The 22155-nt window shown below is 56.7% G+C and carries 23 protein-coding genes; 6 read left to right on the forward strand and 17 right to left on the reverse strand.

Going from position 1 to position 22155, the window contains the following annotated elements; genetic code table 11:
- Window positions 1-28: 28 nt before the first annotated feature.
- From flgK to EKL30_RS00645, 5 genes are all read left to right on the forward strand, one after another.
- Window positions 29-1696: a flagellar hook-associated protein FlgK gene (gene flgK / locus EKL30_RS00625; RefSeq protein ID WP_126705274.1), complete on the forward strand. Its 1668-nt coding sequence runs from the start codon at window positions 29-31 to the stop codon at window positions 1694-1696.
- Window positions 1697-1754: 58 nt separating this feature from the next.
- A complete protein-coding gene (gene flgL / locus EKL30_RS00630) occupies window positions 1755-3002 on the forward strand; it encodes a flagellar hook-associated protein FlgL (protein ID WP_126705275.1) in 1248 nt (415 codons plus the stop codon).
- 129 nt (window positions 3003-3131) lie between these two features.
- On the forward strand, window positions 3132-4622 hold the full coding sequence (locus tag EKL30_RS00635) for a methyl-accepting chemotaxis protein (RefSeq protein WP_126705276.1): 1491 nt from the start codon (window positions 3132-3134) through the stop codon (window positions 4620-4622).
- Entirely contained in the window at window positions 4622-5092 is a 471-nt protein-coding gene (locus EKL30_RS00640; protein WP_126705277.1) for a hypothetical protein, read from the forward strand. The genes EKL30_RS00635 and EKL30_RS00640 overlap by 1 nt, the downstream gene beginning before the upstream one ends.
- A 76-nt stretch (window positions 5093-5168) precedes the next feature.
- Complete coding sequence (locus EKL30_RS00645) at window positions 5169-6896, forward strand: methyl-accepting chemotaxis protein (protein WP_126705278.1); 1728 nt, start codon at window positions 5169-5171, stop codon at window positions 6894-6896.
- Window positions 6897-6975: 79 nt separating this feature from the next.
- Here EKL30_RS00645 and fliR read toward each other — a convergent pair whose 3' ends face one another.
- From fliR to fliF, 13 genes are all read right to left on the reverse strand, one after another.
- Complete coding sequence (fliR, locus tag EKL30_RS00650; RefSeq protein ID WP_126705279.1) at window positions 6976-7764, reverse strand: flagellar biosynthetic protein FliR; 789 nt, start codon at window positions 7762-7764, stop codon at window positions 6976-6978.
- Between the two features lie 74 nt (window positions 7765-7838).
- Window positions 7839-8108 carry a flagellar biosynthesis protein FliQ gene (fliQ, locus tag EKL30_RS00655; protein ID WP_126705280.1) on the reverse strand — a complete coding sequence of 90 codons (270 nt, stop codon included), beginning with the start codon at window positions 8106-8108 and terminating at the stop codon, window positions 7839-7841.
- A gap of 9 nt (window positions 8109-8117) precedes the next feature.
- On the reverse strand, window positions 8118-8846 hold the full coding sequence (gene fliP / locus EKL30_RS00660) for a flagellar type III secretion system pore protein FliP (RefSeq protein WP_126705965.1): 729 nt from the start codon (window positions 8844-8846) through the stop codon (window positions 8118-8120).
- Between the two features lie 87 nt (window positions 8847-8933).
- Complete coding sequence (gene fliO, locus EKL30_RS00665; RefSeq protein WP_126705281.1) at window positions 8934-9266, reverse strand: flagellar biosynthetic protein FliO; 333 nt, start codon at window positions 9264-9266, stop codon at window positions 8934-8936.
- Window positions 9267-9287: 21 nt separating this feature from the next.
- On the reverse strand, window positions 9288-9836 hold the full coding sequence (gene fliN / locus EKL30_RS00670) for a flagellar motor switch protein FliN (protein ID WP_126705282.1): 549 nt from the start codon (window positions 9834-9836) through the stop codon (window positions 9288-9290).
- Window positions 9833-10837: a flagellar motor switch protein FliM gene (fliM, locus tag EKL30_RS00675; RefSeq protein ID WP_126705283.1), complete on the reverse strand. Its 1005-nt coding sequence runs from the start codon at window positions 10835-10837 to the stop codon at window positions 9833-9835. Before fliM ends, fliN begins: the two co-directional genes overlap by 4 nt.
- Window positions 10838-11332, reverse strand: a complete 495-nt coding sequence (fliL, locus tag EKL30_RS00680) for a flagellar basal body-associated protein FliL (RefSeq protein WP_126705284.1) — start codon at window positions 11330-11332, stop codon at window positions 10838-10840.
- Window positions 11333-11512: 180 nt separating this feature from the next.
- On the reverse strand, window positions 11513-12928 hold the full coding sequence (locus tag EKL30_RS00685) for a flagellar hook-length control protein FliK (protein ID WP_126705285.1): 1416 nt from the start codon (window positions 12926-12928) through the stop codon (window positions 11513-11515).
- A gap of 12 nt (window positions 12929-12940) precedes the next feature.
- Window positions 12941-13390, reverse strand: a complete 450-nt coding sequence (gene fliJ, locus EKL30_RS00690) for a flagellar export protein FliJ (protein ID WP_126705286.1) — start codon at window positions 13388-13390, stop codon at window positions 12941-12943.
- Window positions 13383-14873, reverse strand: a complete 1491-nt coding sequence (gene fliI, locus EKL30_RS00695) for a flagellar protein export ATPase FliI (RefSeq protein ID WP_126705287.1) — start codon at window positions 14871-14873, stop codon at window positions 13383-13385. Before fliI ends, fliJ begins: the two co-directional genes overlap by 8 nt.
- Entirely contained in the window at window positions 14873-15613 is a 741-nt protein-coding gene (fliH, locus tag EKL30_RS00700; RefSeq protein ID WP_126705288.1) for a flagellar assembly protein FliH, read from the reverse strand. The genes fliI and fliH overlap by 1 nt, the downstream gene beginning before the upstream one ends.
- Complete coding sequence (gene fliG, locus EKL30_RS00705; protein ID WP_126705289.1) at window positions 15606-16607, reverse strand: flagellar motor switch protein FliG; 1002 nt, start codon at window positions 16605-16607, stop codon at window positions 15606-15608. Before fliG ends, fliH begins: the two co-directional genes overlap by 8 nt.
- Entirely contained in the window at window positions 16594-18255 is a 1662-nt protein-coding gene (gene fliF, locus EKL30_RS00710) for a flagellar basal-body MS-ring/collar protein FliF (RefSeq protein ID WP_126705290.1), read from the reverse strand. The genes fliG and fliF overlap by 14 nt, the downstream gene beginning before the upstream one ends.
- Before the next feature lie 375 nt (window positions 18256-18630).
- On the opposite strand from fliF, the gene fliE reads away from it, so the two are divergent.
- Window positions 18631-18963 carry a flagellar hook-basal body complex protein FliE gene (gene fliE, locus EKL30_RS00715; RefSeq protein ID WP_126705291.1) on the forward strand — a complete coding sequence of 111 codons (333 nt, stop codon included), beginning with the start codon at window positions 18631-18633 and terminating at the stop codon, window positions 18961-18963.
- Window positions 18964-19432: 469 nt separating this feature from the next.
- On the opposite strand, the gene EKL30_RS00720 is transcribed toward fliE, so the two are convergent.
- The 4 genes from EKL30_RS00720 to fliS form a co-directional block, all read right to left on the reverse strand.
- Complete coding sequence (locus EKL30_RS00720; RefSeq protein ID WP_126705292.1) at window positions 19433-19747, reverse strand: EscU/YscU/HrcU family type III secretion system export apparatus switch protein; 315 nt, start codon at window positions 19745-19747, stop codon at window positions 19433-19435.
- On the reverse strand, window positions 19744-21249 hold the full coding sequence (locus tag EKL30_RS00725; RefSeq protein WP_126705293.1) for a flagellar hook-length control protein FliK: 1506 nt from the start codon (window positions 21247-21249) through the stop codon (window positions 19744-19746). Before EKL30_RS00725 ends, EKL30_RS00720 begins: the two co-directional genes overlap by 4 nt.
- A 3-nt stretch (window positions 21250-21252) precedes the next feature.
- Window positions 21253-21579, reverse strand: a complete 327-nt coding sequence (locus EKL30_RS00730; RefSeq protein WP_126705294.1) for a flagellar protein FliT — start codon at window positions 21577-21579, stop codon at window positions 21253-21255.
- A 141-nt stretch (window positions 21580-21720) separates the two neighbouring features.
- Window positions 21721-22155, reverse strand: coding sequence for a flagellar export chaperone FliS (gene fliS / locus EKL30_RS00735; RefSeq protein WP_126705295.1), 435 nt, complete (start codon window positions 22153-22155; stop codon window positions 21721-21723).

Genomic DNA, 22155 nt, shown 5'->3' on the forward strand with positions numbered 1-22155 from the left:
CTCTGCCCGACTAAAAGCGGAAGCGTTCATGAATTTAGCCAACCTGGGTCTTTCTGGTTTAACAGCGGCCTCCAACCGTTTGCAAACAGCTGGCCATAATATCAACAATGCCGCCACCGATGGTTTCAATCGCCAGACGGTTCTTGTGCAAACGGCAGGCGCCACCAGCACAGGCGCCGGATATATTGGTCGTGGGGTTCAGGCGGTTACGGTTCAACGTGCTTACGATGGATTTCTGGCCAAACAGCTGGTGGCTGCCCAAACCCAGGGCGCCGCGCTGGTTTCCTACGGAAACGAGATATCGCAAATCAATAATCTGTTTGCTGATCGCACTGTGGGTATTACGCCAGCCCTGCAGAAGTTTTTTGACGGCGTGCAGGCAGTTGCCTCCGCGCCGGCCGACAGCGCGGCCCGTCAGGAATTAATCGGCCGGGCTTCCAGCCTAGTTGCGCAAGTTAATGATGCTAATGCCTTTCTTGACAGCCAGCGTGGCAATATCAATACCCAAATCACTACAACCGTAACGCAGATCAATAGTTACGTAGAACGTGTCCGCGACCTGAACACGCAAATAACTGTTGCGCGTGCTACCAGTTCCAAACATGAACCCAACGACTTGCTCGATCAGCGCGATCAACTTGTCTCAGAACTGAGCCAGCTGGTGAGTGTCAGGGTATTGGAGCAAGACGGCAATTTCAACCTTACCGTCGGTAATGGACAGGTGCTGTTAGGCGGCAATACTGTATTCCCGTTGGCTGCGCAGCCCTCGGCAGATGATCCCTCGCGTACGATCGTTGCTTACACTGCAATAGGCAGTAGCGGAACTCCCATTACGATAGAGATGGACGAAGCTGCATTCAAAGGCGGCTCTCTGGGCGGGTTGATTACCTACCGTCGCGAGTCACTCGATGCCGTGCAGAATGACTTGGGCCGGCTCGCGACAGGCTTGGGAATGGCAGTTAATGAAATACATCGAAAAGGCGCCGATTTAAGCAATGCTAATGGCGGAAATTTCTTTACCGTCGGTGCTAGCAAAGTTCTCCCGTCGGCAACTAACAGCGCCACCGGTTCATTGGGCGCCACAATAGAAGATATCAATCAACTTACGTCGCTGGATTATCGAGTTGAACGCAGCGCCGGCGGCTATACCATAACCAGCGTTCCCAACGGCGCCTCGAAAACGTTTCTTGATGCTGATTTAACAGCCGCGGGCGATAAAGCCTCCGTCGATGGCGTAGAGTTCGACTTTGGGTCAGTAGCAACGCCGGCCATAGGCGATTCCTGGCTGGTTCAACCTACCCGCAGCGCCGCAGGCAATCTTGCTCTAGCGATCACCGACCCCGCCAAAATCGCAGCGGCGGCCCCGAATACCGGTACCGCAAACGGTGATATCGGACTGGAACTTGCACAGCTTCAGACCAAGAAAGTCCTTGGTAACAACGCGATGAGCCTGAACGAATCGTTCTCGCAAATTGTTAACAAAATTGCAGTTCAAACTCAGCAGAACGGTACAGCGGCGAAGGCTCAGGCCACATTGATTCAGCAGAATTTCTCCGCACAACAGGCCGTGTCCGGTGTCAACCTGGACGAAGAGTACGTGAATCTGACGCGATTCCAGGAACAGTACAGTGCGGCCGCCCGCTTGATCGAAGTCAGTTCGACACTATTCAACACTTTGATCGGCATACGCGGCTAGTTCGTATACGCAGTTCTCCACACGTTTAGTTTGCGCTTAATTTTCCAGGATTTTCACCATGCGTATTAGTTCCAATTTATTTTTCCAGACGGGACTTAATTCGATCAATGCCCAGCAGTCAGACTTGATGCATCTGTATCAGCAGATAGGCAGCGGGCAACGCATGGTGACACCGGCCGACGATCCTTTGGCGGCAGCGCAAGCCATCAATATCAGTCAATCCCAGACGCTGAATGCGCGTTTTGCGGCTAACCGTGAAGTGCTGAAGAATAATCTTGGAGTGGAAGAGAACACCCTAAATTCCGTCACTGCGCTGCTCCAGGACGTCAAGACGCAATTGATTGCTGTGGGTAACGGCACATTGTCGGACGAAGACCGCGCTACTCTTGGCAACGTTTTGGTTCATGCACGAACCAGTTTGCTGGGATTGGCGAACGCCACGGACGGAAGCGGGCAGTACATGTTTTCGGGTGCAAAGGGTGACACGGAACCGTTCTCGCTCAATACGACCTCGGGAAAAATCGATTACGTGGGTGATGGGGGCCAACGGAAAATTCAGGCGGATCAAACTCGCCAGATTTCCGGCAGTGACGTGGGATCTGATATTTTCAATCGCGCGGCGCCGGGCACGAGTGGTTATTTAACTAGGGCAGTTGGAAATACTGGGGCGGCCAATACCGGTACGGGCCAAATCAGCACCCCTACCATTACTAATCCGAAGGGCACCAACATTGGCAATACCTTTACCATTAGGTTCCTCGACAACGTTCAATACCAGGTAGACGTGACCACCCCCTCAGGAGTTGCAGTGGGAGCACCTATTACTGGATTGCTTTCCGCTACCACAACGTCCATAGATCTGCCCGGAGGTGTGCAAGTTAAGTTCTCGGGAGTTCCGAAAGCTCTCGACACCTTTGTTGTCGAGCCCGCCGCCTCTGCAGCGACCGACCTGAACATCTTCGATACGCTGGACAGTATCATCAGTTCTTTGGCAACGTCGCTTTCTGATCCCGTTGCGTCAGCCGCCTTTCAGAACACGCTCACCAGCGCGATGCAGCGCCTAGACGTTAATTACGACAACGTCCTGACCGTTCGCGCTTCGGTGGGTGCACGGTTAAACGAGATCGACGCTCTGCACGCCAACGGAAGCTTGCGTTCACTAAGCTACAGCAATCAATTATCCAAATTGGAAGACGTCGACTATTACTCTGCCACGACGCAGCTGCAGTTGCGAACCACGGCGCTCGAGGCCGCTTCATTGGCATTCAAGAAGATCCAGAGCATAGGTTTGTTCAATCAACGTTAAAAGAAAACTAAGTAGGGCCTGACATGGCACCTGCCCGCAGTGATAAAGATTGTATTTACGCTTAGCGCCAAACGCCTTTAGCCGGATTCCGGTGGGCGCTTGGCACGAGACAACAAGTGAGAACCTTTAATGCTATTCCAGCGATTCCAACTTAGAACGAGTCTTTTAATTCTCGTACTGCTTCTGTCCGTACTAACCCTGGCCGCAGTAGCGGTCGGCTGGTATGGCCAGCAGGATGTCATCTCGCAATTGGCAAGCGCCGGGGATATTAATAGCGGTGTCAATGCAGCGGTAGTGCAAAGCATTGAGCAGTCGCGCTACGTCTTTATCGGCTTGATCATTGCGGCGATTGTTTTCGCGCTTTGGGCTTACGTAACGCTGTCGCGCGCACTGGTGCGTCCGCTAGAGGAAGCGGGCAGCTATTTCGACCTTATGGCTTCGGGCGATCTTACTCAGCGCATTGATGTCTCGTCGGACAATGAAATCGGCGTGCTTTATCTTGCTTTGAAACGTCTGCAAGATAGTCTCGGTCGTATCGTCGGCACCGTTCGTTATGGCATGAACGAAATTCACGCCGGATCGCAGCACATCGTCGCGGGCAATGCCGATTTAAGTACACGCACTGAAGAACAAGCCGCGGCATTGCAACAAACTGCCGCCAGCATGGAACAGCTTGCCAGCACGGTTAAGCAGAACGCCGACAACGCACGTCAGGCTAATCAGTTGGCGGCGAGCGCTTCGGATGTCGCGCAGCGCGGTGGCGAGGCGGTAGGCGAAGTGGTCACCACCATGCAGGCAATTTCGGCCAGCTCCAGGAAAATTTCCGATATTGTCGGCGTTATCGACAGTATTGCGTTTCAGACCAATATTTTGGCGTTGAATGCAGCGGTCGAAGCCGCGCGTGCCGGTGAGCAGGGTAAGGGCTTTGCCGTGGTGGCATCCGAAGTACGCGCGCTGGCTCAGCGTAGCGCCCAAGCCGCCAAAGAGATCAAAGGCTTGATCGAGGATTCGGTCAAGAAGGTCACCGAAGGCTCCACTCAGGTAGAGCGCGCTGGTTCAACGATGCAGGAAATCGTGACGTCCGTGGCGCGCGTCACCGACATCATGGGCGAAATTTCGGCGGCAACGACCGAGCAGGCATCCGGCATCGATCAGATCAACCATGCGGTAAACCAGATGGACCGCGTGACTCAGCAGAACGCGGTTCTGGTTCAAGAAGCGGCCGCGTCGGCCAGCGGCCTGGGCGAGCAGGTGTCTACTGTGAATGGCGCCTTGGCTGTGTTCAAGACACTGGATAATCAGGTCATTGACGTTGCAGCAACGCAGATTCGCTCAACGCCCAAACGCCCGGCGATGTCGCATTCCGGCGCTCAGCCTACATCGGCGAAACCGCCGGTTAAACGCAACACCGCAATTGCTCACTCCGGCCCTGGGAAGGCATCCGGCGCACAACGCGCTCCGGCTGGCGTGGTGCCGGCGGCGACAAGAAGCTTCACCGCTCCGCAATCTGCCGCGGCGGCTAATGCCAATGGCGACAGCCCAGAAGCGATCAAGGTTCGCTCAGGCGGGTACGCGGCCCCACGGAAGCAGGCAACCGACGACGAGTGGGAAGAATTCTAATGACGTCGGTCCTTGAAATGCTTCGCCGGCACGTTGCGCGAATACTGCTTGTAGGAGCTTGCAGCGCGGCGCTGGCCGCCTGCAGTACAACCGGTAATTCGTTCGATTCGTCGGCATTGCGTTTCATTGTGCCTGGTCAAACCACCTTGACCGAAGCCGCCAACCTGCTGAATTCCGATCCTACCGACGTGTATAGACAGCTAGACGGCTCGGCCATGGCGCGCTGGTCGCACAAGGCATCCATGGTGACCGATGCTATTTATTTCAATCAGGAACTGTGGCTGGCCTTTGGACCAGACGGTCGCTTTCAGCGCATCGTGAAAAGCGAGAATTTGCCGCTGGCCAATGTATATGAAGGTGGTAAGCGGGTCGATACGCTTTCCACTGGTACTTCTACGGCTCCCGTTGACGCCGCCGCTACCCCAGGCGTCATCCATAAACCTGCGGTGGCGTACCCCTTGCCACAGTAGTGCTTCTGTTTGCTTTCTGTATTTGCCGCTCTCGGGGTTTCATAGCCGAGATTCATTAAGATATCCAGGTTGAATTATGTCCGAATCCTTGCAGTCTCCTTTGAACGATAAAAAAAGTAAGAAGCGAGTCAATCGTAGCCGTTTCCGCTTCGCGGACGCCAAGGTCAGCACCATTTTGATGTGGGTGCTCGCCACGTTTATGGTCCTTATGATTGCGGTGGGCGGCATAGGTGCATGGTTCTTGCAGAAGAACTCCGAGAATTTCAATGAGATGCACAAGCAGAACGGTCTCGCCCAACAGGTGAACAGGCTGGGTAGCGACATGATGGGCGCGCGTGTGGCGCTGCTTAGCGCTGCGCGTTATCAGCAAGAGGCTGCGGTCAATAACGACGCCAAGCTACTCGCCAATGGGCGCGCCATGCTGGAAGAGGGCAACAAGAAGCTGGCGTCGGTAAAGAAGGAATTCAATGAGTTCCGGAAGAACACGCCCAGTACGGTAGATGGCCGCAGGTTGGCAACACGTATCGTCAGCACCTACCAGCCTTATCTGGACGATGGCATTGACCCCATGGTGCAGGCGCTGGAAAGTAACGACTACACGACCTTTTATTTTGTGAACAGCGAATTTGGCGTTGCACGCAGCGAAGCCTTCCAGGCGTCCGTTGACACCTTCTCCGCCTATATCGATAAAGTACAAGACGGTTACTTTGCACAGGCCGAAGTCGATTTCCGCAGCGCGTTGGTCGCAATCGGGGTCGCGATACTGATCGGCTTCTTGCTGATGATCGTCATGCGCATTGTGTTCGGACGCGTCGTCGTAAAACAACTGGTCCAAGCTGGGGCGCATTTCGACCGCATCGCCGGTGGTGATCTTACCCAGCGCATCGATGTGAAGTCGCGAAATGAAATCGGCGTCTTGTACGAAGCTCTTCGCCGGATGCAGGAAAGTTTGACCCGTACCGTCAGCACGGTTCGCCAAGGCGTTGAAGAGATCAACCTGGGCTCCCGTGAGATCTTCATGGGTAATACCGACCTTAGCAGCCGTACCGAGCAACAGGCTGCTGCTTTGCAGCAAACGGCTGCCAGTATGGAAGAGCTGGCAAGCACCGTGCGCCAGAATACCGATAATGCCACCCAGGCCGACAAACTGGCCAAGGGCGCTTCCGACGTGGCCTTGCGTGGTGGCCAGGCGGTTTCTGCAGTGGTCACCACGATGGACGAAATTTCCACCAGCTCAAACAAAATGTCTGAGATCGTTAGTGTCATCGATGGCATCGCGTTCCAGACCAACATTCTGGCCTTGAACGCGGCCGTGGAAGCAGCACGTGCTGGCGAACAAGGCAAAGGTTTCGCTGTGGTGGCAGGTGAAGTGCGGTCGTTGGCTCAGCGCAGTGCTCAGGCCGCCAAGGAGATCAAGGTGCTGATCGAAGAGTCGCTGCTTAAGGTGCAGTCCGGCGCAAAACAGGCCGGCCATGCTGGCGACATCATGCGCGAAGTCGTCGGTTCGGTACAAGGCGTCACGACCATCATGGGCGAAATTTCATCCGCCTCCACCGAGCAGTCCGACGGCATCGAGCAAGTCAACCGCGCTGTATCGGAAATGGACGGCGTCGTACAGCAGAACGCAGCCTTGGTGGAAGAGGCCGCTGCGGCAGCGGGTTCATTGCAAGAGCAGGCCGCGCGCCTGACGGAAGCTGTAGCAGTGTTCAAAATCAATGCCAATGAAGTGATCGATATGCAGGCCGAGGCCCGCGGTATTTCAGGCCACGGTGGCTACAGTGCGCTGCAGGGTTCGTACTCTTGATGGCGTAGTGATCAGGGGCCTGTAAAGGCATCGCGATAACAGTGATTCGGCGCCTACGGGCGCCGAACTTCCTTCCTTTCTAGCTTCCGGCCAGGGCTTGCGCCAGTCTCGCCATGGCGGCGTAACCGGAGTCGAACAGGCGCGTCAGAAAGGGAGTGCTTTGGGGCAAAACGACTGCCAATACGATCAGCCCAACTGAAAGGGTGATAGGAAAACCAACCGCGAACACGGATAGCTGCTGCGCAGTGCGGTTCAGGATCCCGAGTGCCAGATTGATCGAGAGCAGCACAATAATCAGGGGAAGCGCCAGCAGCATACCCGACACCATTACTTGCGAACTCCATTCGATCAGAACTCCCCAGCCATTTGTGTCCAGCGCACCTATCCCTATGGGCAGGATGTCGAAGGTGCGAATGAAGCCGCCCAGCATCAGGAGGTGGCCGTTCAGTGCCATAAAGACCAGCATGGCAAACATGTTCATGATGCGCGACAGCACCGCGGTATTGGCCCCTGTGGCGGGGTCGAAAAAAGATGCGAATGATAAACCCATTTGCAGGCCAATAAATTCGCCTGCAGTTTGGACTGCAGCGAAGACAATTCGCATCGTCAAACCTAGGGCAATGCCTATGAATACCTGCTGCACCGCTATCCATATGCCGGCGAACGAGGCGGTCGGTACGTCAGGCATGGTCCCCAACGTCGGGGCAATGGCTACGGCAACGACGGCCGCAAAGCCTATCTTCACGCGTTTCGGAATTGTCGATTCACCGAGCAGCGGTGCGGTGGCCAACAGCCCCAAGATACGAAAAAATGGCCACAGAAAGGCGTTGATCCAGGCATAGAGCTGTGCAGTATCAACGGAGATCATAGTTACTCATCGGTGGCTGGATGGGCTTGACGACCGACGTGAACGTCCCGGGCGGTCACAGGGTGGTCGGGTTATTACGAGGCCAGACTGGGTATCGATGCGAATAATGTCTGCATATAGTCAACCATGGTGCTGATCAGCCAGGGGCCCAGCAAAACCAGCGCGACGCCTACTGCCAGCAATTTGGGAATGAACGACAACGTCATTTCATTGATTTGTGTGGCAGCCTGGAAAATGCTGATGAGCAGGCCTACGGTTAAGGTCACTAAAAGCAGGGGGCCGGCCATGGTCAATGCCACTTTCATGGCAAGATAAGTCATCGACATGACGGTTTGCGAATTCATGGTCGTCTCCTACTGATAGAAACTTCGCGCCAGGGATCCCAGCAGCAGATGCCAACCGTCTGCCAGCACGAACAGCATCAGCTTGAAGGGTAAAGATATGGTCACCGGGGGCACCATCATCATGCCCAGGGCCATCAGCACACTGGCAATCACCAGATCGATAATCAGAAACGGAATAAAGATCGTGAAACCGATCTGGAATGCCGTTTTCAGTTCGCTCGTGACAAAGGCTGGCACCAGCACCCGTAAGGGCACCTGTTCGGGCGTCTCGATCGCCGGCACATTGGCCATGTTCGCAAATAAAGACAGGTCGGCTTCACGTGTCTGGTGCAGCATGAAGGTATGCAAAGGCTTCACACCCCGGTCCAGCGCTTCCTCGAACGAGATGGTGCCGGCGCTAAGCGGCTGATAGGCGGTATCGTAAATTTGATCGAAAACCGGTGCCATCGCAAAAAAGGTCAGGAACATGGTCAGGCCAATCAAGACCGAATTGGGCGGTGAAGCGCCCGTGCCCATGGCGTTGCGCAACAGGCCAAGCACAATGATAATGCGGGTAAAGCCAGTCATCATCAGCAGCATCGCCGGCAGAAACGACATCATGGTCAACATGACGAGCGTCTGTATGCTTAAGGACCAGGTCTGGCCGCCATTCGGGCCTGTGGTTGACGTAATCGCCGGAAGAGTCTGACCGAAGCTTAGCGATGGCAAGCACATCGCCAGCAGGACAATAGCCAGCATTATCCACAGTTGTCTTACGGGGGCATTCAGTGCGCGGCCGGTCTTGATAAGAAGGCAGTTCATGGTGACAGAAACGGAACGGCGCACTTAACGACCTTTGGTGAATTTGCTGAGCGCTGCGGCAAAGCCGCCCGCGGGCGTAGCGGCGGGCAGGGAAGGAGTAGAAGAATCCAGCGGCGGTAGGGTGTGCAACAAGGAAATCTGGCCGGCGGTTACGCCCAGCAGCAAGCGGGCGTCTTCAACTTCAACCAGGGTGATATAGGCCTTGGAGCCCAGGCTTTGTGTACCCAGCACCTTGATAAACTGATTGCCACCTGGGCGGAGCCAGCCGGCACGGCGCGTGACCCACGCAGCGGCCAGAATCAGCATGACGATAAATGTCAGGCTAACAACCAGTCGCAGTACGTCGGCTTCATTCATGGCGGTTGATAACGGTGGCGCTTACCGGCGGCTGTTCAGGCGGCTGATACGATCCGAAGGCGTGACGATGTCCGTTACACGAATACCGTACTTTTCATCGACCACCACGACTTCGCCCTGGGCGATCAGATAGCCGTTAACGAAGATGTCCATGGGTTCGCCCGCCAGGCCATCCAGTTCAACCACCGAGCCCTGGCCCAGCTGCAAAATATTCTTGATGGTCAGGCGCGTGCGCCCCAGTTCAACCGTTAGCTGAACCGGGATGTCCATGATCATGTCGATATCGCTATTGCCTTCAATACCTGAACTTGTCAGGGGTTGAAACACATGGCTGGCAGGGCTCGCGGCGGGCGCTGCAGCTGCAGGGGCGGCTGGTGCAAAGCTTGGCGTCGCGGCGGTCTGTTCGACCAGGGCGCTGGCCCAATCGTCGACTTCCTGCGCCAGGCCGTCGGCCTGGGTGGTCTGGCTGCTGGTATGGGCCGTCTGTTCAGCCATCGCGGCCGCCCAGTCAATATCGGTGCCGTCGGATGCTTCGCTATCTTTGGCGAGATCTTTGTTGGGATCAGTCATGTTGTCTTGCTTGTAAGTTCGGTTTCGGAATTCGCCAGTATCTTCTTTACGCGCAGGGCGTAGCGGCCGTTAAATGTGCCGTAGTTGCATTCCAGCACCGGTACGCCGCCCACATGGGCAGTAACCGATGGCGAAATCTCAAGCGGCAAAATATCATTGACCTGCAGTTTCATGAGTCCGGAGACGCTGGTCTGAATCTGCGCAAAGTCGGCGACCAGGTCCACGTCGGCGCTGCGCACCTGGCGGGAAAGCTGCTGCATCCAGCGCTGGTCGATTTCCCCGACGGCGGCTTCCTGCAAGGGCCGAGTCAAGAGGTCGCGCACGGGCTCGATCATCGAGTAGGGCAAACAGATGTTCAGGTTGCCACCCGAGGAACCCAATTCAATATTGAAGGACGACACCACAACGATTTCGTTGCCGCTGCTGATGCTGGCGAACTTGGTATGCATTTCGGAACGAATATATTCGAACTCGACCGGATAGACCTGTTCCCAGGCGCTGCCGTAGCTTTCCAGAGTCAGATTCAGCAGTCGTCGGATGATGCGTTGTTCGGTCGTCGTGAAGTCGCGCCCTTCAACACGGGTGTTGTAGCGGCCGTGGCCGCCAAACAGGCTATCGATGACCAAAAACACCAAGTTCGGGTCGAACGTAAACAGGGACGCCCCGCGCAAGGGCTTCATGCTGACCATGTTCAGGTTGCTGGGCACCGGCAGGTTACGTTCAAATTCCGAGTACTTCTGTATGCGGATGGTGCCAACGGTGATGTCGGCGTTACGGCGCATAAAACTTAGCAATACCGAACGCAGCCGTCTGGCAAAGCGCTCGTTGATAAGTTCGAGCGTTTGCATGCGGTGGCGAACCACGCGATCAGGCGAACTTAAGTCGTAAGGACGTACACCGCTTTGGTTTTCAACCTCGCGCGTCTTTTCATTGCTCTCACCGGTAACGCCGGCCAATAAAGCATCGACTTCGTCTTGCGAGAGAACGCTTTGATATGACATTTATTGAACCACGAACGCAGTAAACAACACACTGGTGATGTCGGGGCCTTTGCTGTGAGGCAGATAAGGGTCTTGCAGCGTTTTGCTCAGGGTTGCAACCAGTGCCTGGCGGCCTTCGGGTGTTTGCACCCGGTCGGGCTGTTGCTCGGCCAGTTTTCTAAGAGCGCGGTCGCGCACTTCGGGCATAAATTCAACAATCATTCGGCGCGATGGGTCATCGGCCGTACGCAGCGTGATCGCCACATACAAGATACGTTGGGAATTTTCGTTGCGCACGGTGACTGTGAACGGGTCCAGCGGAATGAAGATAGGCGCAGGAAGCGGCACGGCTTTGCGCTCCGGCGGGGCATCAGCGGGCGATTCCGCACTGGCTAGTCCTAGTCCCGTCTTTTCGTAATACAGCAAGGTGGCGCCGATGCTGGCAGCAGCAATGACTGATACTCCGATTAGGGTCTTCAATAATTTAAGCATTGTGCTGGGTTTTTGTTTAGCCATGGCCGGTCGGCTAGCGGATCGGTTCGGAGAAGTTGCCATCGTATGCTGTGCGCGGGCGTATTGCTACGCACTATCGTTCAAAGTATCCCATTGTGCCCCAGCAGTTCGCACATGATGATGTTGAATAAGGCACTGAATCCTTGATAGCTCTGTGGTTTAGGTAAAGAGGGCGTATCGTGATCAGGCGAAGGTGTCGACCAGTGCATTTGGGGCTGGGCTGCGGCTTGACGCCCGCAACGTGGCTTCGCCGACGTCGCCAGATGCTGAACCCACGCCTGCAACGGCAGTTTTTCGGCTGCTGCCAAACGACTCGTTATACGCTTGATCTGACTGTGCTTGGTCATTCACGCTGGTTTGACCCAGCGATATTCCGGACTGCGCCAGTAACTGTTGCAGTTGTGGCAACGCGTTTTCAACTGTCTGGCGTACTGCCGCATGCGGGGATACAAAAATAGCGTGGGCAACGTTGTCGCTGATGTTGATCGATATGCGCAGAGGGCCAAGTTCTGGCGGATCGAGACGCAGTTCCGCCGTGTGCGGCATATTGTGGCCGCCCTGGGTCAGGGATACAAACTGCCGGCCAAAATCCGACGCCCATTGTGGGTTTTGTAAGGGCGTTGCGATTCCGGGCATAGCGGGTACGGCGGTATTCACACCCGAACCCATATTCCCCGAAAGCAGGGGTGAACCGGCTGCGGTGCCGCCGGTTGCGGCAATAGAGCCAGCCATAGCGGCATTCAAATCGATCTGTGGCGCAACATCGGCGGTAGCCGCCTTGCTGCTGGCAACGTTCGCCATGGCGGCGGCGAAATCGATGGAAGGCGCCTGATTCGTGGTCGGGGAAGTCTTCACCGGACTGGTATTGGCGACGCGGGTTTGGGCTTGTCCCATTAGCTGGGTCTGCCTTGCGGCGCCAAGGGCGGGCTTGCCACCGTTGAGCACAATTCCACCGGGCGTTCCAGTGTTGTGTGCGGGGACAAAGCCCGCAGGTAGTGATATCGCTTCGGCTGTGTTCTTGGAAACCGGTGTCGATAGTGTTGTCGCGTGCGACGCGGTCTCGGCTGCGGAAGCGGTCGCTGTTTTCGCCTGTTTCGTCGCGACTGCGACTTCGGCGGCAAGGGCTGCCATGCGGCCCGACAGTGTTGAGGCGATTTCTGCTCCGTCGTCAGACGCGAGTGGCACGGCACGACGTGTTAGACCTTGAGTGTCATCGGCGGTGCTGCCATGTGTGTCGGCTGGCAAGCCACGGCTTGCGGTCGCACGAGGCAATTGGGCAGCCACCGTCAGCGCCGCTTCGGTAGCGATATTCAATGCAATCTGGGGCAGGCTTAGTCCCTGTTCGGTGGCCAGTTCAGCCAGGGTTTCGTCGGGAAGCTCGCCGGCGTTAGAATCCTGCGCTGCGGGGCCTTTCGCGTCGTCTTTGCCTTTGCTGCCATGCGCTACCGCGCTTGGCGCCGGCTTGGGCGCCTGCTGGCCGGTCAATATAGTGGAAAAGCTCGCGTTGGGGCCCTCGGGCTCGGCACTGGCGCCTGTGGTGCTGCGACCCGTTTGCTGGGGCGCAGCTGGCAAAGCAGCGGATATCGCAGGTGTGTTCATGGCTTACTTTGATCAGTGTGAGTAATGTACCCGTCGGTACATAGTGGCCGAGATTTCATCGCTGGCGCGTTGTTCGTTACGGTTGTCGCGCAAAATTTGTTGGCGTATCTGACGTGTCTGCAACGCTTCAAACGAGCTTAAACGCCGCTTTTCGGCATACCACTGCTGGCGCCCGTCTTCAATCTGGGCATCCATTTGTGCAACTATCTTATTTTGCTGCGAGATCGCCTCATCCAAAGTGGCGATAAACTGCCTAAAGTTCTGGTAGTTCGACGCTGACAATCCGTTCTCAGTCGCTTTCTGCAGCCGTTCTGCATAATCCAGGCGGTACACGTCCAGCATGGAAAGCTGGCTTTCGGCGTTTTTGCGCTCGGCGCTTAACTGTTGAAGCCGCTTGCCTATCTGGTCGGCGCCATCTTTGGCCAGCTGAATCAAGGTGTTCAATGACGATGCACTAGCCATGGTTCATGCCTCCCGGCGGAAAGTCTTGTTGTTGGGCGAGCCCTTTGCCGAGCAGTGTGTTCAGTTCCGCGGTGGCCGACGTATAGTCGACGCGAACGTCTATCCCCTGTTGCAGGTACGCCTCGAGCCAGGGATATTTTTCTATCGCTTCGTCGATCTGCGGGTCGTTACCCGGGGTATAGGCGCCCACCGCAATCAAGTCATGATTGCGCTGGTAACGCGATAGCATTTTCTTGAACTTATGCACCAGCGTAAATTGCTCGATGGGCACAATCGCCGACATCACTCGTGAAATAGAGGCTTCGATATCAATCGCAGGGTAATGCCCCGATTCCGCCAAACTACGCGACAAGACGATGTGGCCGTCCAGAATGGCACGTGCCGAATCGGCGATAGGGTCTTGCTGGTCGTCGCCTTCCGTCAGCACGGTATAAAACGCGGTAATCGAACCGGCTGGTTTGTCGCCGACCGGCGCGCCATTGCCGGCGCGTTCGACCAATGCTGGGAGCTTGGCAAAGACAGAGGGCGGATAGCCTTTGGTTGCAGGAGGCTCGCCGATGGCCAAGGCAATTTCGCGCTGTGCCATGGCATAGCGTGTCAGGGAATCCATGATCAGCAACACATGTCGGCCCTGATCGCGGAAGTGCTCCGCCAGTTTGGTCGCATACACGGCGGCTTGCAATCGCAACAAGGGCGACACATCGGCTGGCGCGGCGACCACCACCGAGCGCTTCAAACCCTCGGGCCCCAGGTTGTGCTCGATAAATTCCTTGACCTCGCGGCCTCGTTCGCCGATTAAGCCCACCACGACCACTTCGGCTTGGGTGTAGCGGGCCATCATGCCCAGCAGCACACTTTTACCGACGCCCGAACCAGCAAACAGGCCCATGCGCTGACCGCGGCCCACGGTAAGCAGGCCGTTAATCGCGCGCACGCCCACGTCCAGCACCGTATCAATAGGCGCACGGGAAAGGGGGTTGATAATCTGAGCACCCAAGGGCGCGGATCGCACACTGGTCAAAGGGCCCAGATCGTCCAGCGGCCGCCCGGCACCATCCAAAACCCGGCCCAGCAGCGCATCGCCGACAGGCAGATGGCGCGACAGTATGGGAGGAGGCCCCAGTTCTTCCAGCGCTTGCACAGGCAGCGGGACGTTGTTTTGTACGCCCGGCTCGATCGGCACGACGCGCGCGCCTGGCGGCAGGCCCGAAATATCGCCTTGCGGCATCAGGTACAGCGTGTCGTCATGAAAACCGACCACTTCGGCGTCGGCCCAATAGTTTTGACCCGGCGACACTTCAATCTTGCATGCGGCGCCCACGGCAAGTCGCAAGCCAGTCGCTTCCAGCACCAAACCTGTTGCGCGCGTAATCCGCCCACTGACATGCCATGACTCGGTTGCCAGAACACGCCGCCCAGCCACTTCAAGCTGGGCTTGCCAGCGAGCGGTGGGACTTGCCAGAAGGTCGGCGGTCTTGGGCATTAGGGCTTTTCTTGTAGGTCCTGCTTGTGGCCCAGTGTCGACGTGACGCGTTGCCAGCGTGTTTGCAAGGTGGCGTCAATATTGCCCAACACCGTCTCGGCCAGGCAGCCGCCGCGCTCCACCGTTTCGTCGGCCAGCAAACGCCAATGGCTGACGCCAATATCATGCTGCAGATACTGATCGACCAGATCCAGGTCGGCAGGATTGATGCGCAGCTTGAGTATGGTGTCTTTACTGGTATCCAGATGAATGATGTCGCGCACCAGGTCCAGCATTTTCTCGGGGTGCGCATCCAAGGTACTGCGCAATACCTGTTCGGCAATCCGGATGGACAGCGAAATCATCGCTTGACCCATCTCGGCTTCTATCGATCCAAGCGAGTCGGCGCAGGCTTGCGCGAGCGACTGCAATTGTTGGGCTTCCTGCAGGCTGTGCTCTCGCCCGGCGGCATGGCCGGCCGCAAAGCCGGCTTCGTAGCCCTGTTCGTGACCGGCTTTTTTTCCTTCTTCGGTTCCGGCGGCCAACCCTTGTGTGTGGCCGGAAGCGTAGCCTTCGGCATGGCCACGTAATTGCGCCGCATCGCCCAGCCGCTTAATCTCAGCGTAAATTTCCGCTGTATCGGGCGCGGGCTTTTGTGCCGCAGCTTGCTTGGATGGCGTAGCCGGCGCGTCGAACGACGCCATTTCCCAGCGTTGCCAGGATTCGGCATCTTGATAGCTGGCAATTTGCCGCTTAGACATACTCGTCGGTTCCGAGACCGCCCAAGGTAAATTGGCCTGCTTCGGCCAGCTTGCGGGCGACTTGAACGATGTTCTTCTGTTCTTCCTCGACCTTGGACATGCGTACCGGCCCTTGGGCTTCCAGGTCGTCGCGCAGCATTTCGGCGGCGCGATTCGACATGTTCTTGAAAAACTTTTCGCGTAGTTCCTCGGGTGCGCCTTTCAGAGCGATCGTCAGCGACGTGGTGTCGATTTCCTTAAGGACAAGCTGGATGGCGTTGTCTTCGATGTCGGCCAGGTTTTCGAACACGAACATCTCGTCCACAATGCGCTGTGCCAGGTCGGCATCCAGGGCGCGCAAGCTTGCCACCACGGCCTCTTCTTCGGATGAATTCATGAAGTTCAGTATTTCTGCTGCCGTGCGTACACCGCCCATTTTGCTGCGCTTGGCCCCTTGGCCGGACAACATGTTGTTGAGCACGTCGGTCAGTTCATTCAAGGCCGCAGGTTGAACGCCACCGAAGGTCGCAATGCGCAACATGACGTCGTTGCGCAAGCGCTCGTTCAACAGCGCCAACACGCCCGAGGAGCGGTCACGTTCGAGGTGAACGAGGATGGTAGCGATGATCTGCGGGTGCTCGTCGGCAATCAGTTCTGCCACGCTGGCGGGGTCAAGCCAGTTCAGCGCATCGATGCCATTGGCATTATCGCCGCCGTCCAGAATGTCTTCTATCAGGCCAGCCGCGCGGTCGTTGCCCAGCGCTTTATTCAGGACTGAACGAATGTACTCGTCGGACCCCAGTGTTACCGCCATGAACTGGTCCGCTTCCTGGCGAAACTCTTCCAGCACGCCATCAACATCGGCACGGGTCACTTGCTTAAGGTTGGCCATTGCCGAACCGATCGTTTGTACCTCGTGAGCGCTCAGGTATTTGAAGACTTCGGCGGCGGCATCTTCGCCCAAAGACATCATCAGGATTGCGCATCGGTCCAGGTTAGGATTAACGATTGCCATTTTTTTCCATCCATGAACGCAGCACCATAGCAACGGCACGTGGGTCTTTTTGAGCCATGTTGCGGGCAGTAGCCATATTGTCTTCGTAGCGGCTGATTTCGGCGGCCTGTCGTTCGGCCGCTTCGATCTGTTCGCGGTTCTTTGCGATCTCGGCGGCTTCGGCCTCGGTTTCCAGCTTGGCGGCAGCAGCGGCATCCATTGCCGGCCTGATCAGCTTGCGCCACACCAGGAAAACCAACAATGCGATCAGCAGATACTTCACCAGTTGCAGCGCATAGTCAAGATACAGTGGGTTTTCCCAAATCGGTGGAGAAGGCGGTTTCTCGTCGCTGAAGACGCTATTGACGACGCTTAGCGTATCGCCGCGATCGGCAGAGTAACCCATGGCCTGCTTAACCAGATCATTCAACTTTTCCAGTTCTTCTGCTGGAATGGCCTCGGGCTTGCCGTCGTTATTGCGGTAATTGACGACGACGGCCACGGACAGCCGTTGCAGCTTGCCCAAGGGATCCTTGACGTGGCTGATTGTGCGGTCAAGTTCGTAATTGATGGTGGCGTCGTTACGCGAGCTGCCTGTGCCTTGCGCGACATTAGTATTTGTGCCCAAGGGGGTCGCTACGTTTCCTGCGCCAGCATTAGGTGCATTGGGATTCGCGCCCGGTGCAGGTGGCGTAATGATAGGTGCCGTGGCGTTCGCAGGCGGTTGATTCGTCAAGGCGCCCGGTACACCTTCCGGCGGTATCACATTGCTCTGCAGCGATGCACTGGTCTGTTCGCTGCGTACGGCAGCTTCGCCGGGCTTTTGGTTCGGGCGATAGACTTCCGAGGTTTTTTCGCGCTGCGAGAAATCGACATCGGCGCTGACTTGGGCCCGCACGTTGCCGGGCCCCACCAGCGGATTCAGCAAGGTCAGAATCCGCTGCACTGTGCGCGATTCAATATCGTTAACCAAGTTGCGGCGCGTGCCGTCGGCGCCGGCTTCGCCGGTAGGTGCCGTCAGCAGGCGTCCGTTCTGGTCCACGACCGATACTTTGTCGGCGGTAAGGTTGGGAACAGAAGACGACACTAGCCATGTTATGGCGGCGACCTGGGCTTCGCTTAAGCTGCGGCCAGGGTATAGGGTAAGGAGTACCGATGCGGTAGGTGCCTGGCGATCGCGCACGAACAGGGTGTCGCGCGGTATGGCCAGGTGCAAGCGGGCGCTTTGCACGGCATGCAGGGCCTGAATCGAACTGACTATTTCGCCTTCCAAGGCGCGCTGGTAATTGATCTGTTCCGTAAACTGGCTGGCGCCAAAGCGGGTTTGGTCCAACAGTTCGAAACCGGCTTCACCGCTGCGCGGCAGACCTTGCTGAGCCAATTGCAAACGCGCTTCATGCACCTTGTCGGCCGGCACCAATATGGCATTGCCATTGGGGCCTAGCTGGTAGGGCACGTTCATTTGCGACAGCGCCGCAACGATGGCTCCACCGTCCCGGTCTTCAAGGTTCGAGAACAGCACCTTGTATTCGGGGCCACGCGACCACAGCAATAAGACGACCACAAGGGCAACGGCCGCGGCAGCAATCCCCATGAGTAAGGGTTTGGGCCAGCTGCCTATTTTTGCAATTGCCGGAAAGCGGGCCAACAAATCAGCCGGTTGGCTCATTGACGACCTCTATCGCTTTGATGGTTCTGGCGCAGCGAGAACGTCGAGCTGGTAGTTGGCAAGGTGTACATGCGGCAAGACAAAAATAAGGGAGTTTGAATTATTGCGCGGAATGCGTTTCAGGCAAGCGTTGAAAAACGCTGGTTTTGGGTGTTATTTAGCTCTAATGGAAGGGGTGTATGGGTGAACGGACTAATGCCTGATTTTGTTGTGTTGAAGTCGCTGTAGCATTAGCGAGGGAGACTATAGCCCCTGCGGTAGGGCGCGCTATTGCTGGAAAAGGCTGGGTTTTTGGTGCTTGATGCGTAGCTTGCGGTGCATTGGATTTGGGTACATTAGGCAGGCGTGAAAAGGTCGCGCTATAGGACTATACAAATGGCTATACAAAATATATCCGCAATTGAGAGTATGTTGTCGCAGATGCGGGCGGTTGCTAATGCTGCTTCAGCGGCGCCGGTGCGTGGCAACGATGCAGTGCCGGAAGTGGGCGGCTTTGCTGCTGAATTGGCGCGGTCGCTGGGTCGAGTGTCTGACATGCAGAATAGCGCTGCGGCGCAGGGCCGGGCGTTTCAGTTAGGGGCGCCGGATGTGGCGCTTAACGATGTGATGATTGATATGCAGAAGGCTGGCATTGCTTTCCAGGCTACGATTCAGGTTCGGAATCGGCTGGTCGCTGCGTATCAGGAAATTGCTAGTATGGCGGTGTAAGGGTAGCCCTTTTTTCTCGGGTATAAGGTTTCTTGCGTCGGCGCAGTGGACCCGAGAGGGCAGGGCTCAATATCGCTGCGGTTCCGTGCTTCGCCCGGAACTGCCCGGCCAGGGTCCTGGATCGGGCCGTGCGCAAACTCACGGCGTGAAGGACTGGGTCGTTCACAAGCGTGCCGTTCAAACAGTGCGCACTTTGTATGCCCAATCCAGGCCCCTGGCCGGCTTGCTCAAAATTTCGCCTTGCCCTCCCGGGCCCTCTGCGCCTGATTGCGTTTCATATTTAACGGGTTGGTATGCGGCGAGGGCGGCAGAGAAATGGTGGTTTTTATTCTTGCCGAGCGCGGGACTTTGGCGGATATTTTATTACAGCCAGATGACATGGCAGGGTGATATAAACGGCCGGAGCAGTGACCGTAGGTCTCTGCGGATCTACTGCGTATCTAACCTCCTGAACTGGCGACTGCGGATCCTATAACTGGTCGGCAGCAGCAAACAATTCTTCACTTTTCCCACCCTCCAGCGCGTAGAGCCATGCGAGTAGTTCGGCAATGGCGACGTATAGCTGCGGGGGAATGTGGGCGTCGAGGTCTATTTGCATTAACAGGCCTACGAGTTCCGGGGATTCGTGGACGTATAGGCCGTTTTCTTTCGCGGTGCGGATGATGGTTTCGGCTAGGCTGCCGTAGCCTTTGGCGACGACGCGGGGAGCGGCGTCGTCTTTATCGTAGGTGAGGGCGACGGCAACCGGGCGGCCGTCATTGGGACGGTGTGAGCTGGCTGTCATGGTGTTGCGCTGCCATCGCCTGGAAGGCCGGGTGTTTCGGAGGCGTCGTACTGCTGCGAACTTGCCGCTGCGGAGACGCTATTGGCGTTTGCCTGGGCTTGCTGGCTTTGCATGGCAGATTCCCAAGCGTTGCTGGCGACGGAGAGCTGGCTTAGCTGCATGCCGCGGGCGGAGAAGCGGCTGCGCAAGGCTTCGACGTGCTCGCTTAGCAGTTCCGAAGATTCGGGCGCTATTAGTTGCATGACGAGCTGCTGGCCGGCCAGTGTTAGCCTGGCTTGGACATTTCCCAGCACTGGTAGCTGGATATTGATGCGTGTTGCCCAGTGTTCGGCTTCGGGCGACAGGTCAACGTCGTCGCGCGACGGTTCGCGTCGATTGATCTCCCATTCCATGGGCGCATTGGGCCATGCTTCGCCGCGCCACGCGAAGGTCTGATTGGCCAGTACTTCAAGCTGTTGACGAACTAGCTGATGCGTCTGCGGGTCCAGGCCGGGGACGGGCACCGGAGCGCCTGGATTCGCAGCACCAGATGTGGAGGCAGAAGCTGTATTTTGACCAGCGATTGCTTCGCCACGGTGGCCTTGGGTGATTTGCGCTGTTTGATCTGCGGAGCTTGTGTGTGACGCTTGTGAAGCTGTGGTCGCGGTAGTAGAAGGGGACGCTGCAGTACCGGCGCTATTGCTGTTACCTGCAGGCGTTCCGTCTGTCCTGCCACGTCCTACTTGAGCTTGCGGTTCTTGCTGGAGCTGGGCGGGGCTTTGTTTGCCAAATGCCAGGCTATGCAGGTGCGATTCATAAAAGAGGCCGCTATTCTTTACGGCATGGGCTAAGGCCTGCGCCAACTGGGCGGGGACCGAGCCTGCATTGGGCGTCAACATGGAAGTGGCGTTAGCCCGGCCCAGAGCGTTTGATCCCGTTTGCGCTTGGCCTTTTGGTTCGGATGACGCTGCCGATCCAGCTGCGGGCGTCGCCGATGCCATCGGATTGCGGGCAGAAGCCTGAGTTGTTCCTGAAGGTCCGGCAGGATTTGCCCCGGATGCGACCGACGTGCCAGTACCTTTTCCCTGGGCAAGAAGGGGATTATTGGGAAGCAGTGGTCTTTGTCCTAGGACGGCAGGTGCCTGCTCGGGAGAGTTGGCTAAAAGGGCCAATATGGTTCGCGCGGCGTGACCAAGGCTGGTCGGTGCCGATTTGGTTGTGCTGGTATCGGGCGCACTGCGCGCTGCCAACAATTCCGCCATGCGGGCGTCAATCTTGGCGCGATTGATGGCTTGCCTCGTTTGCTCCTCGGTTTGTGCGGTGGCCCGGTCAACGCCATCGCGCGGTTGGCGGTGTATGTCGTTCTGAGCAGGATCGGCGCGTTCGGCACTGCCAGGTTGGGTCACCGCGTCGGGCCGGGCACCCGAAACAAGGTTTGCCTGCTGCGATAGCGTGGTGCCTAGAACGGAATCAAGCCGATGCACCAGCAAGGTGCCCAGGGCCGAAGGGCCGCCGATGCTCATGGTTTACGACGCGTTGCTGGAATAGGCATGCAACACTGACTGCTGACGTTTCATGTTGCCCAGAAGCGAGCTTAAGCGGCCAAGTTCAGGCGCTGCCAGCATGCGAATATGGGCGTCGTCATCCAAAATTTTGGTCAATACTTCTTTACGCGCTTGGCGGTCTTCAGTGCTAAGTTCTTTAATAGAACGCAGGGATTCGACGGCGTCGTGATATTGCTCGCCTAAGTCCACCACGCTATCCCAGTTATTGGCGCGCGCCTCCGCCAGCATACGTTGAGAGATACCGGCAATGATTTCATACTGGCGCAAAATGGAAGGGGAGTGGCTCATAGGCAGAATCATCGGACGGGGTGGGCGAGTGCTTATCGAAGGGTAAGGCGGTTTTCGAATATTGTTTGCTAACTACACAAGCATATGATATTTAACGGATTAGGACTATCGGTAGGGGCTCGGGACTACGACTTACGCCGTTCAGCCTGCAACCATTTCAGAACGGATTGGGTCTACAGCTTCGCGCCAGGCGCTGCCAATATCAACCAGTAATCGTTCCGCCAAGGCCAACTTTTCAAGATCAGCATTCAAATTAGCGAGCAGCAGATTGCGTATGATGAGTTCGTAGGTAGCAACAAGATTAGTGGCCAATTCGCCGCCCGATTCTCTGTCAACACTGGCCTTTAGCCCCGAATCCACAATATCGATGGCTTTAGATATAGCCGTGCCGCGGCCCTCCAGATTGCCACTTTCCATATGCAGACGCGCTTTCATAATGGCTGCCTGCGCACCATTGAACAACAGCGTAATCAAATGTTCGGGGCTAGCGCTAAATACTTCGGTTTCCAAGCCTATATTCGCATAGGCTTGGGTCGATCTTCTCCCGAAGCCACGAGGTGATATTCCGTACGTCAT

Origin of the sequence: Candidimonas sp. SYP-B2681 (genome assembly GCF_003971065.1) — a bacterium.
GTDB lineage: Bacteria > Pseudomonadota > Gammaproteobacteria > Burkholderiales > Burkholderiaceae_B > Pollutimonas.

Excerpts from the sequence above, each read along its gene's own strand:
- flgK (WP_126705274.1), top strand. The coding sequence starts at position 29 with ATGAATTTAGCCAACCTGGGTCTTTCTGGTTTAACAGCGGCCTCCAAC.
- flgL (WP_126705275.1), top strand. The coding sequence starts at position 1,755 with ATGCGTATTAGTTCCAATTTATTTTTCCAGACGGGACTTAATTCGATC.
- EKL30_RS00635 (WP_126705276.1), top strand. The coding sequence starts at position 3,132 with ATGCTATTCCAGCGATTCCAACTTAGAACGAGTCTTTTAATTCTCGTA.
- EKL30_RS00640 (WP_126705277.1), top strand. The coding sequence starts at position 4,622 with ATGACGTCGGTCCTTGAAATGCTTCGCCGGCACGTTGCGCGAATACTG.
- EKL30_RS00645 (WP_126705278.1), top strand. The coding sequence starts at position 5,169 with ATGTCCGAATCCTTGCAGTCTCCTTTGAACGATAAAAAAAGTAAGAAG.
- fliR (WP_126705279.1), bottom strand. The coding sequence starts at position 7,764 with ATGATCTCCGTTGATACTGCACAGCTCTATGCCTGGATCAACGCCTTT.
- fliQ (WP_126705280.1), bottom strand. The coding sequence starts at position 8,108 with ATGAATTCGCAAACCGTCATGTCGATGACTTATCTTGCCATGAAAGTG.
- fliP (WP_126705965.1), bottom strand. The coding sequence starts at position 8,846 with ATGCTGGCTATTGTCCTGCTGGCGATGTGCTTGCCATCGCTAAGCTTC.
- fliO (WP_126705281.1), bottom strand. The coding sequence starts at position 9,266 with ATGAATGAAGCCGACGTACTGCGACTGGTTGTTAGCCTGACATTTATC.
- fliN (WP_126705282.1), bottom strand. The coding sequence starts at position 9,836 with ATGACTGATCCCAACAAAGATCTCGCCAAAGATAGCGAAGCATCCGAC.
- fliM (WP_126705283.1), bottom strand. The coding sequence starts at position 10,837 with ATGTCATATCAAAGCGTTCTCTCGCAAGACGAAGTCGATGCTTTATTG.
- fliL (WP_126705284.1), bottom strand. The coding sequence starts at position 11,332 with ATGGCTAAACAAAAACCCAGCACAATGCTTAAATTATTGAAGACCCTA.
- EKL30_RS00685 (WP_126705285.1), bottom strand. The coding sequence starts at position 12,928 with ATGAACACACCTGCGATATCCGCTGCTTTGCCAGCTGCGCCCCAGCAA.
- fliJ (WP_126705286.1), bottom strand. The coding sequence starts at position 13,390 with ATGGCTAGTGCATCGTCATTGAACACCTTGATTCAGCTGGCCAAAGAT.
- fliI (WP_126705287.1), bottom strand. The coding sequence starts at position 14,873 with ATGCCCAAGACCGCCGACCTTCTGGCAAGTCCCACCGCTCGCTGGCAA.
- fliH (WP_126705288.1), bottom strand. The coding sequence starts at position 15,613 with ATGTCTAAGCGGCAAATTGCCAGCTATCAAGATGCCGAATCCTGGCAA.
- fliG (WP_126705289.1), bottom strand. The coding sequence starts at position 16,607 with ATGGCAATCGTTAATCCTAACCTGGACCGATGCGCAATCCTGATGATG.
- fliF (WP_126705290.1), bottom strand. The coding sequence starts at position 18,255 with ATGAGCCAACCGGCTGATTTGTTGGCCCGCTTTCCGGCAATTGCAAAA.
- fliE (WP_126705291.1), top strand. The coding sequence starts at position 18,631 with ATGGCTATACAAAATATATCCGCAATTGAGAGTATGTTGTCGCAGATG.
- EKL30_RS00720 (WP_126705292.1), bottom strand. The coding sequence starts at position 19,747 with ATGACAGCCAGCTCACACCGTCCCAATGACGGCCGCCCGGTTGCCGTC.
- EKL30_RS00725 (WP_126705293.1), bottom strand. The coding sequence starts at position 21,249 with ATGAGCATCGGCGGCCCTTCGGCCCTGGGCACCTTGCTGGTGCATCGG.
- EKL30_RS00730 (WP_126705294.1), bottom strand. The coding sequence starts at position 21,579 with ATGAGCCACTCCCCTTCCATTTTGCGCCAGTATGAAATCATTGCCGGT.
- fliS (WP_126705295.1), bottom strand. The coding sequence starts at position 22,155 with ATGACGTACGGAATATCACCTCGTGGCTTCGGGAGAAGATCGACCCAA.